This window comes from Rhodococcus sp. RD6.2 (assembly GCF_001040705.1).
GTDB lineage: Bacteria > Actinomycetota > Actinomycetes > Mycobacteriales > Mycobacteriaceae > Rhodococcus_G.
In genome coordinates, this window is record NZ_CVQP01000010.1 from 241235 (window position 1) to 256063 (window position 14829).

The following is a 14829-nucleotide window of genomic DNA, read 5'->3' on the forward strand; positions in this document are numbered from 1 at the left end:
GCGCCCGACGGTCGGGACTGCCCGGAATTCGTACACGAGGTGAACGAAACCTTAAACTTGCGTGATGCCCGAGCCGACCGTCGCCCCGTCCCAGGGGACGCGACTCCGATTCGGCGGGGCGAATCTCCTGCGGACGCTTGCCGTCCTGGCGGTCCTGTACTCCCACATCTCGTACTACCTGATCGACGACCTCGGCACCGGATGGTGGGTGATCGACGTCGTCTACGAAACCCTGGTCGACGGTGTGAAGCTCAACCAGCACCTGTCGTTCCTCGGTGTCGCCGTCTTCATGATGCTCACCGGGCTGCTGTTGACGGCGTCCGTCGCCCGCACCGCACCGAGCCGATTCCTCGTCAACCGCATCGGACGCCTGCTGCCGGCCCTCTGGATCGCCGTGGCGCTCGCGATCCTGCTGGTCACACTCGGTATCAACGGCATGTTCAGCGGGCAGGACGGCATCACCTACGGGCAATCTGCGCTCAGCTTCGTCCTCGGGGGATTCTTCCTCACACCCGAGGTCGCGGTACTCGGCGTGACGTGGACGCTCGTCGTGCAGATCACCTTCTACCTGTACAGCGTCGCGACCCGGCCACTGCTGCGGCGGGCACCGATCGCCGTGCCGATCCTCGGCGCCGTCCTGTGCATCGGCGTCCTGCTCTACAACGTGTACATCCCACAGCCGTACTCGGTTCCGATGCTCACCAAGGTCGCGGCCACCCTTCCCGCCGTGTTCCTCGGCCAGATCATCTACATGGCGTGGACGTCGATGGCGAGCTGGCGATGGCTCGTCGTCGCCGCACTCGCGCAGGCCGAGGTCGTGCTCATCGCCACCGATATCCGTGCCTACTGGGCGGGCGACCGCTACCTGTGGACGATCGCCGTCGTCGCCGCCGCGGTCCTCGTCCTCGCGCGCTACGACGGACCGATCGCACACTGGTCGGTGGTCCGGTGGACCGGCACCCGCAGCTACGCCATCTACCTGCTGCACACCCTGATCCTGTACCGGGCGTACGACCTGGCTGTCGGTGCGCTCGGCAAGACGGGTGCAGTCATCGTGTTCCTCGCGGTCACCGCCGTCGCGTCGGAACTGCTCTACAAGCTGGTCGAAGTGCCCGCAGGACGCTGGATCGGGTCGCTGGCGTCCCGCGTCGGCAACCCGAAACCGAGCGTTCGCGGCAAATCTGAAGTCGCGGACGCCGCATAGCGACCGGTCGGTAGTGACCCACGCCACATGTGATCGCTCCTTAAACCTCTTGATCTTGGTCGCGACCAGGTCGACTCTGAAACAAGGGTCTGATGAACAAGTGACCAGGAGGGGCTCACATGTGGCGGGATGTGCGCGACTACGTGGCACTGACGCGGCGATCGCTGCGCCTCCGACACGACCCCCTCCGCAGACACCCCGACCGACTCGAAGCACTGCTCGCCGTCGGTCTCCTGCTCCTCCTCGTGGTGACGATTCCCCTCGCCGTGTGGCTCGGTGGCGCCGCCAGGGACCAGCAGTCGGCGCTCGCCGACCAGCAAGCCCGTGATCATCGGCAGATCGTGGCCACCACGGTCGAGGACGCCACCAGCCAGCCCGTCGCCTCCGACGCCGTACCCGTCAGCATCGACTCCGCGCCCGCGCGGTGGGTCGTCGACGAGCGCCCCCACCGCGGCGACGTGCCCGTGAACGCAGACGCCCCCGCAGGTACCGAAGTGACGATCTGGGTCGACGCGGACGGGAACCTCGCCGCTCCGCCCATCACCGACACCGCCGTGGCCACGGCCGGCGTGATGGTCGGTCTCTTCACCTGGACGTCCGTCGCCCTCGTCGCGACCACCGCCTTCCTCGGAGCCCGCGCCCTCCTCGACCGACGCAGGCGCAGGCAGTGGAGCGCGGACATCCGAGCCTTCCTCGGGTCCGCCACCTCGCACTGACCCGCTGCCGGCAGGCGGTCCCTAATGTCACATCGGGGAACGTCAAGTGACCCGATGTGACATTAGGGAACCCCGGGCGCTGTCAGCCGAGCTGCGGCATGACCTCGGACGCGACGAGCTCGAGCTGGTCGAGGTCGCCCAGATCGAGGGTCTGCAGGTAGATGCGGGTCGAGCCGAGTTCGGCGTACCGGCCGATCTTGTCGACCAGTTCGGCGGGCGAGCCGGCGAGACCGTTGGTGCGCAGTTCGTCGACCTCGCGTCCGATGGCGGCGGCGCGACGCTCGATTTCGGCGTCGTTCCGGCCGCAGCACAGGACGAGCGCGTTGGAGTAGACGAGTTCGCCGGGATCGCGGTCTGCGGCCCGGCAGGCGCTGCGCACCCGCTCGAACTGGGTGGCCGTCGCGTCGAGCGATCCGAACGGCACGTTGAATTCGTCGGCGTAGCGAGCGGCCAGTTCGGGGGTGCGTTTGCGGCCGTTGCCTCCGATGAGGATCGGGGGCCCCGCGTGCTGGTGGGGCTTCGGGAGTGCGGGGGAGTCGACGATGCGGTGGTGGGCCCCCTCGTAGGAGAACGTGTCGCCGATCGGCGTCTTCCACATCCCGGTGATGACGGCGAGTGCGTCCTCGAGGCGGTCGAAGCGTTCCTTCAGCGGCGGGAACGGGATGCCGTAGGCGAGGTGTTCCTCCTCGTACCAGCCCGCGCCGAGACCGAAGTCGACGCGGCCGCCGCTCATCGCGTCGACCTGCGCGACGGCGATCGCGAGGGGGCCGGGGTGGCGGAACGTCGCGGAGGTGACGAGTGTTCCGAGGCGGATGGTGGACGTTTCGCGGGCGATGCCCGCGAGGGTGATCCAGGCGTCCGTCGGTCCGGGAAGGCCGTCCGAGTTCATTGCCAGGTAGTGGTCGGAGCGGAAGAACGCGCCGTACCCGAGTTGTTCGGCGGCCTGGGCGACCCGCAGCAGTTGTTCGTAGGTTGCGCCCTGTTGGGGTTCGGTGAAGATACGCAGTTCCATGCCGTCAACTCTGCCCGATGCCGGGTCGCACCGCCGCGCTCGTAGTGTTGTGCACTATCTGTGAACAACCTTGTGGAGACTGTGGATAACTCGGTGGACAAATTGTGGCTTGGGTCACAGCGCGGCCCGGAAGATGCCGGATGGCCTGTGGAAACCCGTCCACAACGATCCACGGTCTGTGGAATTCACACCTGGGGACCGAACGCGAACTCGAATGCCGAGCCTGTGCAGAACGTGACAGTATCGAGGCGTGAGCTTCGCTGACGTTCCCACCGCCCCGGTGTCGGAGGTTCCCGCGCCGCCGTACACGGACGCGGTCCTCCTCGACATCCGCGAGGACGACGAATGGGCGGACGGGCACGCCCCCGACGCCCTGCACATCCCGATGAACGACATCCCCGCCCGGATGGACGACATCGACATCGACGCTGTCGTCTACGTGGTGTGCCGGTCCGGGGGCCGGTCGATGAGCGTCGTCCCATACCTCAATCAGAACGGATTCGAGGCCGTCAACGTCGCGGGCGGCATGGTCGCCTGGCAGAAATCCGGTCGTCCCCTGGTTGCGGACGACGGCAGGGCGGCGAAGATCTACTAGATGAGCGTCCAGGTCTGCGTTCGCTGCGCCAACCGTTGGCCCGTCGTCGGTGCGCCCGCCCGCTGGTGTCCCGGGTGCCGCGGCGCGTTGATGTCCCCGATTCGTCCCGGCCGCGTCGAGCCGCGTGAGGGCCGGAACTTCCGGTGGGTCGCGCGCCGACCCGGCGCCCGGTCGCTGCCTGCCGCACCTCGCGGTGTCGCCGACGACCGGACACCCACCTACCGGGAGACGCCGCGGTGGGGTCTGACGGACCCCCGGGAAGCCGATGCCCCGGCCCTGCAGACACGCACCGAGCGGCTCGCCGAGGTCGCGCCGACCCTGCTGGGCGCCACGGCCGCGTTGTTCGCACTGGCCGCCGTCGCCGAACTTCTCCGGTATGCCCTGCTGCTGTACAACCGCACCGCCCTCGTATCGCCGACGCTGCTCGCCGTCTCGGATGCACTGGTGTTCACGATGGGTGTGGTGGCGCCGATGGTCGCGTTCGCGGCGGCGGCCGCGTCGGTGGCGTGGCTGCTCGGTGCTCGACGCTCCGCGTGGGAGGCCGTGGGCCGGGAGGATCCCCGCTCCCCGGCGGCCGTCGCGTTCGGATGCCTTGTTCCGGTGGCGAACCTGGTCTGGCCCGGAGTGTTCCTCACCGAACTCGCCACCACGGACGACCGGATCCGGTTGCTGGTGCGGGTGTGGTGGGCGACGTGGGCGACCAGCGGCGTGATGCTTGTGGTGAGCCTCGTGTGGCGTTCCCACGACTCCCTGCAGGCCCGCGCCAACGGGGTTCTCTTCGCGGTCGTGATGAACCTGGTCGCGGCCGCGGTGGCGGTGCTGACACTGATGGTGATGCGCCGCGTCGACGGCCTCGACCTCGGTGGTCGGCCGCGGTCCCGGACCCGGTGGGTGGTCGCGTGAGTCCGGACCGCAGGGGCCCGCTCGTCGTCGCGCACCGGGGCGCGTCCGCCGCACTGCCCGAGCACACACTCGCCGCCTACGAACTCGCCCTCAAGGAGGGTGCGGACGGACTCGAGTGCGATGTGCGGCTGACGCGGGACGGGCATCTGGTGTGTGTCCACGACCGCACCGTCGACCGCACCTCGACGGGGACGGGAGTGGTCAGCGAGATGACGCTCGGCAACCTGTCGGAGCTGGAGTTCGGTGGCAACGGCGAGCCGGTGCTGACCCTCGCCGAGCTCATCACCCTCGTGCTCGACCACACCTCACGGCCGACGAAACTGTTCATCGAGACGAAGCACCCGGTGCGGTTCGGTGGTCTCGTCGAGAGCAAGGTCCTCGCGGAGCTGGCCCGATTCGGGCTGGCCGCACCACCGTCCGCGACCCATTCCCGCGCGGTCGTCATGTCGTTCTCGGCGGGAGCGGTGTGGCGGATCCGCCGTTCGGCCCCGCTGCTGCCGACCGTCCTGCTGGGGGAGTCGTCGCGCTATCTCGGCGGTGGCGCCGCGACGACGGTCGGCGCGACCGCGGTGGGCCCGTCGATCAAATCGCTGCGCGAGCACCCGGAGATCGTCGATCGGGCGGCCGCGGCCGGACGGGCCACCTACTGCTGGACGGTGGACGACCGCAGCGACGTCGAGTTGTGCCGTGACCTCGGGGTCGGGTGGGTGGCCACCAACCATCCGGGGCGGACCCGGGAGTGGTTGGGCCGCTGACGGCGGCCTCGACGCAGACAGTGCTGAGCGCTGCCTCGCGGCAGGTCCGGGAGTGTAGGTTTCCCGACGTGGGTAAGAGCAAAAGAAACAGTGGTCCGAAGCCCGACAGCAACCGCGCCGCGAAGCTGGCCGAGCGGCGCGCAGCGCAGGAGGCGGCCGCGTCGACCGCGGTGGCGCGTCCATTCGAGGGCCTCGCGGCCGAGTGCGATCTGATCGCGCTGCGCGAGTTCGTCCCGTCCGCGACGGCGCCGCTGCCCGTGACGTCGGGCGAGCGCGCCGTGACGGTCGCGACGGTGCTGCCCGGCGCGGTCGCCGCACTGGTGCGTGACGAGGACACCCCGACCGGTTTCGTGGGCCTGCAGGTGCAGGTCCAGTCGCCCGACCTGGGCGCGGATCTCGCGGCGGCCGCGACGTGGGCGACCACGGCGGCCCCCGGTGAGTCGTTGACGTCGGCGAACCCGACTTCGGACGGTCCGCGACTCGCGGACGTGGTCGACCCGAACGCTGCCCTCGACATCACCGTGTACCAGGACTTCAACTGGTGGATTCCGGAGGGCGTCACCCCGGCGCCGGAGGTCGCGGCGACGGTCGAGCAGGCCAACTCGGTGATCATGCCGTCCGCGCGACTCGAGGCCGACGGCGTCGTCGCGGCGTGGTGGGTCGACGCGGGGGAGAAGGCACACCTGCGCTGGGTGCGTCCCGAGGACGAGGACGCGCTGATGCTGGCGCTGGCGCGCGTGCACGCGTCCGGTGGCCTTCACCTCGGTGAGGGCTCCCGGTACGCGGGCTCGTTCCGCGCCCACGGACTGCTGGTGCCGGTGTTCGACCTGGACCCCGAGAAGCACGCGCAGGAGTGGGCGGCTGCGACCGCAGAACTGGGCGACCGCCTCGCACAGGCGCTCGCCGTCGACGCCCCGCTGACCTCCGACGAGCGGCGCGCCCGCGACGGCCTCCGCGGTCGCCAGATCACCCTGCGCTGAGGCGACTCCGCCGCCGGTGAGCGAGTTCGGTAGCCAGCGCCACCGAACTCGCTCATCCGGCCGAAGGCGAGTGGATTGGCAGCAAACTGCCAGGTTCACCCAACCAAATCTCTAGGCAAACAGTGTGTGCTGTCTGGGTAAACAAAACGTTTACGGAACCAGACATCACGGAAGGCTGAGCCGATGGGACTGTTCGACCGATTCCGCTCCCCCTCGCCGGAGGGCAGGCACCGGACGGAGGACGCGCCCACCGAACCGACCGGATATCAGCAGACCGCGAGCAGGTTGCACGCGTTCAACCGGTACGAGATCAAGTACTTCGTCGACGAGTTGAAGGTCCCCGAGTTGCGGCGGGAACTGTCCGCGCGCATGGACAGCGACCCGTTCTCGCCGCTCGGCGGATACCCCGTGACGTCGCTCTACTACGACACCCCCGACCTGCGGTTCTACTGGGAGAAGATCGAGGGTCTGAAGTTCCGACGCAAGCTCCGCCTGCGCCTGTACGGGCTGCCGGAGGAGTGCACCGACGAGACCCCGGTGCAGATCGAGATCAAACAGCGCGTCAACCGGGTGACGCAGAAGCGTCGCATCGCCCTGCCGTACGGCGTCACGCAGCGCTGGCTGAACGGCCGCGAGGAATTCGAGTGTCACCCCACCCAGCGGTCGTTCGTCAACGAGGTGACGACGCTGATCGGCAACCTCGACCTGCGGCCCGTCGTCACGACCGGCTACCTGCGTGAGGCCTTCGTCGGTCGCGAGGCCGACCTCGGCCTGCGGGTCACGATCGACCACAAGGTGCACGGCCGTGACCGTGACTTCCACTTCGCTTCCGGGGCGGAGAACCGGTTCACGCTGCCGCCGAAGCTGGCGGTCGTCGAGCTCAAGGCGAACGAGCGCGTTCCCTACTGGGCGACGGATCTGACTGCGCGACTGAACATGTCGGTCATCCGGGTGTCCAAGTACTGCCAGTCGATAGAGGCGTTCGGAATGGCTCCTCGATCTCGTAGCGGCTCACCGGAACTCGTACTCCCCACGGGATACGACGACCGCGCACCCGCCGACGTGCTCGACAACTCCGTCCGCACCGCGAGCTGACGGTCACACCGAACCATCTCCTTCACCCTTCACGACCATCGAGACAGGAAATCCATGACCCTCGACCTGCAAGACTTGAGCGGGACGTTCAGCACACTCGACATCATCGTGTCGTTGTCACTGTCGTTCGTGTTGTCCGCGATCATCGGCTGGGTCTACCGCTACACCCACAAGAACGTCTCCTACAGCCAGTCCTACGTGCAGACCCTCGTGATGGTCGGCATGGTCATCTCGCTGATCATGCTCGTGGTCGGCTCCAACATCGCACGTGCCTTCGCGCTCGTCGGTGCGCTGTCCGTCGTCCGATTCCGCAACGCGATCAAGGAAACTCGTGATGTCGGGTTCATCTTCCTGGTGATGGCGATCGGCATGACGACCGGTACCCGGTTCTATCTGCTGGCCATCGCGGCGACGGTCGCGATCTGCCTGGTGCTGCTGATCATGAACAGGTTCAGCTGGTTCAAGCTCGACGTCCATCGTCAGGTGGTCAAGGTTCAGGTGCCGCCCGAGCAGGAGTACTCCGCGCTCGTCGAGGACGTCATGATCCAGTACTGCACGGAGTTCGAACTCGTCTCCACAGAAGCGGTTCGCGCGGGCGCGCTGAACGAGCTCTACTACACCGCGCAGTTGAAGAAGGGTCGCAAGTCCACCGAACTGATCGCCGCACTCAGTGGGGTCAACTCCGGTCAACGCGTCACCGTCCTGACCGGATACGACCAGACGGACATCTGATGCACCCGACGAACACGTCCGGTTCGATTCCGCCCAAGAGCAGGTTCCGGCACAGGATTCCGACGTCACTGCGCCAGCACTGGAAGCTGCTGGCGGTGTTCGCCGCGTTCGTGACGATCATGGCCACCGTCTTCGGGGCCACTCGCATTCGGCCCCAGATCACGGGTGACGCCACGATCATCGCGTCCGAGGTCACCGACAACATCGCCGGCACCGTCGACCTGTTCGACGACTCCGTCTCCCACGAGGTGTCCCTCGACATCACCGATGCCGAGTACCAGGACATGATCACGACGTTCCAGAAGACGGGTGAGAAGAAGTGGGTCACCGCCGACATCACCATCGACGGGACCTTCGTGAACGACGTGTCGATCCGCCTGAAAGGCAACTCCACTCTGATGGGAGTGCGGGGCGAGAACGCCATGCCAGGCGGTGAGGGGTTCACTCCACCGGAGGGGATGGAGATTCCGGAAGGCATGGAGATGCAGGAGGGATTCAACCCGATGGGAGCGATGGGAACGCAGGCATCGGAGGATGATCCGACGTCCCTGCCACTGCTCGTCAGTTTCGACGAGAACGAATCCGGGCGCGCCTACCAGGGATTGACCGAACTGTCCGTCCGGCCGGGATCGCCGGTGCTCAACGAAGCGATGTCGCTGTCGTTGACGGGCGACACCGGGCAGGCCACCCAGCGGTACGCCTACACGGTGTACTCGATCAACGACAGTGCCACCACTACCCGACTGGTTCTCGAACACCCCGACGATCTGTACGCCAATACCCTGTACGAATCCGGCGGCTACCTCTACAAGGCAGACGCGAACTCGCGCTTCGAGTACGCAGGCGATGACCAGTCGGCCTACGCCGACCAGTTCAAGCAGATCAACGCCGTGGACAGCGGCAACCTGCAGCCGATCATCAACTTCCTGAAGTGGCTGGACACGGCGAGTGACGAGGAGTTCGACGCACACCTCGCCGCCTGGGTGGACGTCGACTCCTTCGCCGACTACCTGGCCACGCAGAACCTGCTCGTCAACGCCGACGACATGAGCGGCCCGGGGCAGAACTACTACCTCTGGTACGACCTCGAGACGGAGAAGATCACCGTGGTCTCGTGGGATCTCAACCTCGCGATGCAGGGGGACACCTCCACCGGGCCGCACGACGCGGTCTCGATGGGGATGCCCGGCGGCGACGCACCGGGCGGTGCCACGGCGCGCGAAGACATGACGCCCCCCGAAGGCATGACGCCTCCCGAGGGAATGATGTTGCCGGAAGGCATGACTCCGCCCGCCGCCGCCACCGACACCGTCGACGCGTCGTCCACGACGGACGGTCGGACACCGGGGCCGGGGATGGGTGGCCGCGGCGGACCGCAGGTCGAGAACACGCTGAAGACCCGGTTCATGGAATCCGATGCCTTCACCGCACCGTACGAGGAGGCCTACTGGGACCTGTTCGACCGGATGTACGCCGACGGACTCGCCTCGGACACCCTGGACCGGTTGGCGAACACGATCCCGGTCAGCGACGGGCTCACCGCAGAGGACCTGGAGTCGGCCGTCGCCGAGATGCGGACCTGGATCGATCAGCGCACCGTGGCACTGTCCGAGCAGCGCACCGCCTGATCGCCGTGGGAGCTGTCACGTGATTCGGGTCAGGTGACGACCACGAGTCGTGGTTTCACCGGCATCGGAGTGCCTGCGATCGTGACGTGGTCGGTCGGTCGGTCCGACGACCTGACCGGGGTGGCGGGCGGGCAGTCCGTTGACGAGCACGAGCCCCTCCATCGCGAGCACCGCAGCCTGGGAGCGGCCGACGCCGGGGTTCTGTTCGACGAGGGCATCGCACACCGGCTTGCATGCGGATACGTCGTTCATGTTCACAGTCTGCGCCGCACCCGTGAACGCCCCGGTCTCCGAATCTGGCGCGTGACGGACGTCCGGGTGAACACGACGTGGACGCCCAGGTGATTGCCAGCGGCGCCCAGCCTTTCTGCCAGGATCTGCGGCCACACTGAGACCGTCGGCCCGAACGTGGGGAGGCTGACGACTCACCGCCCGGTCACGCGCAACCCCGGGCGGTGGGTCCGCGTCAGCGCACTACGACGACGTGCAGGTTGCGGGGGCCGTGGACGCCCTCGACGCGCTCGAGTTCGATGTCCGACGTCGCGGACGGTCCGCTGATCATCGTCGTCGGCCTCTCCGGCACCAGCCGTGACAACGACTCCGGCACCCCGACCTCGATCGACTCGACCGACACCACGCACACGTGGACGTCGGGGACGAGCGTCAGCGCTCTGCGGCCCTGGTCGGGACTCCCGTCGAGGAAGATGGTGCCGGTTTCCGCGCAGGTGACGGTGGACGCCGTCACGACCGCGTCCAACTCCGACAGCTGCGGTGCCGGTACGTCGGCCGAGTCGACGACGACGTCGCCGCCGAAGCCGCCGAGCCACGACTCGTCCAGTCCTGCAGGCACTCCCACACGGCGTGCGCCGAGGTCGTCGAGTACCCGGGTGAGGGTCTCGGCGAGCGTTGTGGGATCGCACCGATGGACGTGCGCCTTGTAGTCGACGAGCCGGTCCACGAGCAGTTCGATCCGCTCGTCGTCCGGCATCGTCCGACCGGTCCGGTAGTCGCGTGGAATATGCTGCGGCACAGGTGAAGCCAGGGTCTGCGCGTCCCGGATCCGCGACAGGATTGTCTCCCGCGAGCTCATTTCCGTCCCTCCTCCCGTGCCCGGTCCACTTCCGCCCGCCCCTCCGGCGAGTCCCACCACTGCCGGAACGTCTGCTTCGGCGGCGCGGGAATATCGCGGGCAGCGGTCCACCCGCTCAGTGGGGGCGGGAGGGTCGAGATCTTCCCCTTGCGGCCGGCGGCAAGCCGGCCGAGTCCGGCAGCTTTCTGCGCCAACGTGAATCGTCGCGCCGAACTCATCGCCACCGACGCCGCCTTCATGACGGCCTTCTCCGCCGAGAATCCGGCGTTCTCCACCTTCTGGTGGCGCAGCTCGACGAGCAGTGACGGGATGTCGATCTTGACGGGGCACGCGTCGAAGCAGGCGCCGCACAGGCTCGATGCGAACGGCAGCGTGGCGTTCGGGTCGTCGGGGGCGTCCATCCCGGCGAGTTGCGGGGTGAGGACCGCGCCGATCGGGCCGGGATACGTGGAGCCGTAGGCGTGTCCGCCGGTGCGCTCGTACACGGGGCACACGTTCAGGCAGGCGGAGCAGCGGATGCAGTGCAGCGCCTGGCGTCCGATCTCGTCGGCGAGGGCGGCGGTGCGCCCGTTGTCGAGCAGGACCAGGTGGAACGACTGTGGCCCGTCGCCGGGGGTGACGCCTGTCCACATCGACGTGTACGGATTCATCCGCTCTCCCGTCGAGGAGCGCGGCAGCAACTGCAGGAACACCTCGAGGTCCGCGAACCGGGGGAGCACCTTCTCGATCCCCATGACCGTGATGAGCGTCTGCGGGATCGTCAGGCACATGCGGCCGTTGCCCTCGGACTCGACGACGCCGAGCGTTCCCGTCTCGGCGATCCCGAAGTTCGCCCCCGACACCGCGACCGGGACGGTCATGAACTTGTGCCGCAGGAACTTGCGGGCCGCGGCGGCGAGGTGTGCGGGTTCGGAGTCGAGGTCGGGGTCGACGCCCGCCATCTCGCGCAGGAAGATCTCTCGGATCTCCGACCGGTTGCGGTGGATCGCGGGAACCAGGATGTGCGACGGCTTGTCGTGTCCGAGCTGGACGATCAGCTCGGCGAGGTCCGTCTCGTAGGCAGTGATGCCCTGGGCTTCGAGGTGTTCGTTGAGTTCGATCTCCTGGGTGGCCATCGACTTGACCTTGATGACCTCGTCGGACCCGGTGGCCCGGATCAGGTCGGTGACGATGGCGTTGGCCTCGTTCGCATCCGCAGCCCAGTGGACGACTCCGCCGCGCGCGGTGACCGCGGCCTCGAGCTGTTCGAGCAGTGCCGGCAGCCGGTTCATGACGTCGGTCTTGATCGCGGACCCGCTGTCGCGCAGTGGTTCCCAGTCGGGGAGTTCGCCGGTCACGTGCAGACGCTTGGCGCGGATCGTGTGCGTGGCCTTGCCGATGTTGCGTCGCAGCTGGGCGTTGGCGAGTTCGTGGTGCGCGGCCTTCGGGAACTTTTCGGTGCCGCGCAGGAACCCGACGCCCTGCGGGGCGCGGGGCGGGACGGCGGGGAGTCCGAGCGGGACGGTGGTCATCTCGGCGCCACCTCCGCGGGTTCGGTCGAGGCCAGGATCTCGGCGAGATGGATGGTGCGCGTTCCCATCTGCAGTCGGGACATGCCGCCGCCGATGTGCATGAGGCAGGACGAGTCGCTGGCGCACAGGGATTCGGCGCCGGTCGCCGCGACGTTGCGGATCTTGTCGGTGAGCATCGCGGTGGAGGTCTCGGCATTCTTGATGGCGAAGGTGCCGCCGAAACCGCAGCAGGAGTCGGCTTCCGGCAGTTCGACGAGGTCGATGTCGCGGACGGCGCGCAGCAGTCGGAGGGGCTTGTCGCCGACGCGGAGCATTCGCAGCGAGTGGCAGGTGGGGTGATAGGTGACCCGGTGCGGGAACCAGGCGCCGACGTCGGTGACGCCGAGGACGTCGACGAGCAGTTCGGACAGCTCGTAGGTCTTGGCCGCCGCCGTCTGCACGCGCCCGCGCAGCGCGGTGGTGCCGTAGCGGTCGGCGACGATCTCGTGCTGGTGGCGGATGGAGCCGACGCAGGATCCGGACGGCGCGACCACGACGTCGTACGACGCGTCACCGAACTCGTCGGCGTAGTTCTCGACCAGGGGGAGGGCGTCGGGTTGGTAGCCCGTGTTGACGTGCATCTGCCCGCAGCAGGTTTGGCCGGGCGGGAACACGACGTCGTGGCCGAGGCGGGTGAGCAGGAGCGCGGTGGACTTCGCGGCGTCCGGGAAAAGGGTGTCCCCGAGGCAGGTGGCGAACAGCGCGATTCGCATGTGATCTCCGCAATAGTGGTTTGTGGTCAGACCACAGTAAGCCACGGTCAGCGCGTTTCCGCAACAATCGGCCTCCCCTGCGCTCGGGGCTCGATTGTGACCTGGGTCATGGTGTACGTTGCTGTGGTCTGACCACACACCCCCAGGAGTTCCCGTGGCAACCGACCTACTGGCGGAGACGTTCACCCCCGCCACCGATGCCGTCGCGCACAACCTCACCCTGACGGCGCTCGTCGGCCTGACCCCGCTGGTGACGTTCTTCGTCCTGCTCGCCGGCCTCAAGCTCAAGGCCTGGTACGCCGGTCTCGGCGCGCTCGCCGTTGCGGCGGTGGTCGCGATCGTCGGGTTCTCGATGCCTGTCTCGCTGACCGCGCTGTCGGCACTGCAGGGCATCGCCTTCGGACTCTTCCCGGTGATGTGGATCGTCGTCACCGCGATCTGGTTCTACGAACTCACTGTCGTCAGCGGCCGCTTCGAGGATCTGCGGCGGGTGTTCAGCTCCATCGGCCGCGGCGACATGCGCGTGCAGGCGATGCTGATCGCGTTCTGCTTCGGCGGCATGCTCGAAGCACTTGCCGGATTCGGTGCCCCTGTCGCGATCACCGGCGCCATGTTGATCGCGATCGGGATGCCGCCGATCCGTGCGGCGGTCACCGTCCTCGTCGCGAACACCGCACCGGTTGCATTCGGCGCCATGGCAATTCCGATCACGACCGCAGGAAACCTGACCGGCATCCCCGCAACCGAGATCGCCGCCGTGGTCGGTAGGCAGACGCCGATCCTCGCGCTGTTCGTGCCGTTGCTGCTGCTCTTCCTCGTCGACGGCCGGCGCGGACTGCGTCAGGTCTGGCCGATCGCTCTCGTCACGGGCGCGGTGTTCGCGTTCGCGCAGTTCTGGTGCTCGAGCCATTTCTCGTACGAACTCACCGACGTCGTCGCCTCGCTCGCCGGCCTCGCGGCGGCGGTGGCGATGCTCCGCTTCTGGTCGCCCGCCACCCCCGACGATCAGCGCTCCCATGTCGAACCGGAACCGCTCGGCGCGTCCCGAGTGCTGCTGGCCCTCTTCCCCTACCTGCTGGTCGTCGTGGTGTTCGGTGTCGCGAAGCTGTGGACGATCGGGTTCGACGTGCCCGCGTGGCTGGCCACGACCGACCGGAAGGTCGAATGGCCCGGCCTGTACGGCAACCTCCTCACCGGCAGCGGCGACCCCGCATCGAGCGCGATCTACACCTTCTCCTGGCTCTCGAATCCGGGCACGCTGCTGCTCATCAGCGGCCTCGTCGTCACCGCCGTGTACACACTCGTCTCCAGTGGTGGACGGTTCCCGATGACGTTCGGCATGGCGGCGACCACCTTCGGTCGGACCCTGGTCAAGATGCGGCTGCCGATCGCCACCGTCGCGACCGTGCTCGGTCTGAGCTACGTCATGAACCAGTCCGGTCAGACCGTCGCGATCGGTACCTGGCTCGCAGGCACCGGCGCCATCTTCGCGTTCTTCTCGCCGATCCTCGGCTGGCTGGGCACCGCCGTCACCGGGTCGGACACCTCCGCGAACGCCCTGTTCGCCAAGCTGCAGCAGACCGCGGGACAGGCCGCGGGCATCGACCCGACACTGCTGGTCGCGGCGAACACGTCCGGTGGCGTCGTCGGCAAACTCGTCAGCCCGCAGAACCTGACGATCGCGGCGACCGCGGTCGGGCAGGCGGGCAGTGAGCCGGTCCTGCTGCGCAAGGTGATCGGCTACAGCCTCGGGATGCTGTTCGTCCTCTGCGTCCTGGTGTTCCTGCAGTCGACCCCGGTGCTCGAGTGGATGCTGCCGTGACCGTGGCCGACCGCCTCACGAGGGCCACCGCCTA

At 67.8% G+C, this 14829-nt stretch carries 15 protein-coding genes; 10 read left to right on the forward strand and 5 right to left on the reverse strand.

Annotation, left to right across the window (positions count from 1 at the left end; all coding sequences use genetic code 11):
* The first annotated feature begins 64 nt into the window (after nucleotides 1–64).
* Both RHCRD62_RS22065 and RHCRD62_RS22070 read left to right on the forward strand, forming a co-directional pair.
* Complete coding sequence (locus RHCRD62_RS22065; protein WP_050066885.1) at nucleotides 65–1204, forward strand: acyltransferase family protein; 1140 nt, start codon at nucleotides 65–67, stop codon at nucleotides 1202–1204.
* A 119-nt stretch (nucleotides 1205–1323) separates the two neighbouring features.
* Nucleotides 1324–1920 carry an Rv1733c family protein gene (locus tag RHCRD62_RS22070; protein ID WP_050066886.1) on the forward strand — a complete coding sequence of 199 codons (597 nt, stop codon included), beginning with the start codon at nucleotides 1324–1326 and terminating at the stop codon, nucleotides 1918–1920.
* A gap of 82 nt (nucleotides 1921–2002) precedes the next feature.
* Here RHCRD62_RS22070 and RHCRD62_RS22075 read toward each other — a convergent pair whose 3' ends face one another.
* On the reverse strand, nucleotides 2003–2932 hold the full coding sequence (locus RHCRD62_RS22075) for an LLM class F420-dependent oxidoreductase (protein WP_050066887.1): 930 nt from the start codon (nucleotides 2930–2932) through the stop codon (nucleotides 2003–2005).
* Between the two features lie 250 nt (nucleotides 2933–3182).
* Here RHCRD62_RS22075 and RHCRD62_RS22080 point away from each other — a divergent pair, with 250 nt between their 5' ends.
* The 7 genes from RHCRD62_RS22080 (at nucleotide 3183) to RHCRD62_RS22110 (ending at nucleotide 9620) form a co-directional block, all read left to right on the forward strand.
* Nucleotides 3183–3527 (forward strand): rhodanese-like domain-containing protein, encoded by a 345-nt coding sequence (locus RHCRD62_RS22080; RefSeq protein ID WP_050066888.1) that lies wholly within the window; start codon nucleotides 3183–3185, stop codon nucleotides 3525–3527.
* The gene (locus RHCRD62_RS22085; RefSeq protein WP_050066889.1) at nucleotides 3528–4430 is read left to right on the forward strand and encodes a DUF4328 domain-containing protein; all 903 of its coding nucleotides are present in this window, start codon (nucleotides 3528–3530) and stop codon (nucleotides 4428–4430) included.
* Nucleotides 4427–5185 (forward strand): glycerophosphodiester phosphodiesterase, encoded by a 759-nt coding sequence (locus RHCRD62_RS22090; RefSeq protein WP_050066988.1) that lies wholly within the window; start codon nucleotides 4427–4429, stop codon nucleotides 5183–5185. The genes RHCRD62_RS22085 and RHCRD62_RS22090 overlap by 4 nt, the downstream gene beginning before the upstream one ends.
* 68 nt (nucleotides 5186–5253) lie before the next feature.
* On the forward strand, nucleotides 5254–6165 hold the full coding sequence (locus tag RHCRD62_RS22095; RefSeq protein WP_050066890.1) for a DUF5926 family protein: 912 nt from the start codon (nucleotides 5254–5256) through the stop codon (nucleotides 6163–6165).
* Between the two features lie 183 nt (nucleotides 6166–6348).
* Complete coding sequence (locus RHCRD62_RS22100) at nucleotides 6349–7260, forward strand: polyphosphate polymerase domain-containing protein (RefSeq protein ID WP_050066891.1); 912 nt, start codon at nucleotides 6349–6351, stop codon at nucleotides 7258–7260.
* A gap of 54 nt (nucleotides 7261–7314) precedes the next feature.
* The gene (locus tag RHCRD62_RS22105; protein WP_050066892.1) at nucleotides 7315–7992 is read left to right on the forward strand and encodes a DUF4956 domain-containing protein; all 678 of its coding nucleotides are present in this window, start codon (nucleotides 7315–7317) and stop codon (nucleotides 7990–7992) included.
* On the forward strand, nucleotides 7992–9620 hold the full coding sequence (locus tag RHCRD62_RS22110) for a CotH kinase family protein (protein ID WP_172671122.1): 1629 nt from the start codon (nucleotides 7992–7994) through the stop codon (nucleotides 9618–9620). Before RHCRD62_RS22105 ends, RHCRD62_RS22110 begins: the two co-directional genes overlap by 1 nt.
* Before the next feature lie 15 nt (nucleotides 9621–9635).
* Here RHCRD62_RS22110 and RHCRD62_RS25975 read toward each other — a convergent pair whose 3' ends face one another.
* From RHCRD62_RS25975 to RHCRD62_RS22130, 4 genes are all read right to left on the reverse strand, one after another.
* The gene (locus RHCRD62_RS25975) at nucleotides 9636–9872 is read right to left on the reverse strand and encodes a S4 domain-containing protein (RefSeq protein WP_157051028.1); all 237 of its coding nucleotides are present in this window, start codon (nucleotides 9870–9872) and stop codon (nucleotides 9636–9638) included.
* 214 nt (nucleotides 9873–10086) lie between these two features.
* Nucleotides 10087–10710: a LutC/YkgG family protein gene (locus tag RHCRD62_RS22120; RefSeq protein ID WP_050066894.1), complete on the reverse strand. Its 624-nt coding sequence runs from the start codon at nucleotides 10708–10710 to the stop codon at nucleotides 10087–10089.
* Complete coding sequence (locus RHCRD62_RS22125) at nucleotides 10707–12221, reverse strand: LutB/LldF family L-lactate oxidation iron-sulfur protein (protein WP_050066895.1); 1515 nt, start codon at nucleotides 12219–12221, stop codon at nucleotides 10707–10709. The genes RHCRD62_RS22120 and RHCRD62_RS22125 overlap by 4 nt, the downstream gene beginning before the upstream one ends.
* Nucleotides 12218–12973 carry a (Fe-S)-binding protein gene (locus RHCRD62_RS22130; protein ID WP_050066896.1) on the reverse strand — a complete coding sequence of 252 codons (756 nt, stop codon included), beginning with the start codon at nucleotides 12971–12973 and terminating at the stop codon, nucleotides 12218–12220. Before RHCRD62_RS22130 ends, RHCRD62_RS22125 begins: the two co-directional genes overlap by 4 nt.
* A gap of 154 nt (nucleotides 12974–13127) precedes the next feature.
* Here RHCRD62_RS22130 and RHCRD62_RS22135 point away from each other — a divergent pair, with 154 nt between their 5' ends.
* A complete protein-coding gene (locus RHCRD62_RS22135; RefSeq protein ID WP_050066897.1) occupies nucleotides 13128–14795 on the forward strand; it encodes an L-lactate permease in 1668 nt (555 codons plus the stop codon).
* Nucleotides 14796–14829: the final 34 nt, after the last annotated feature.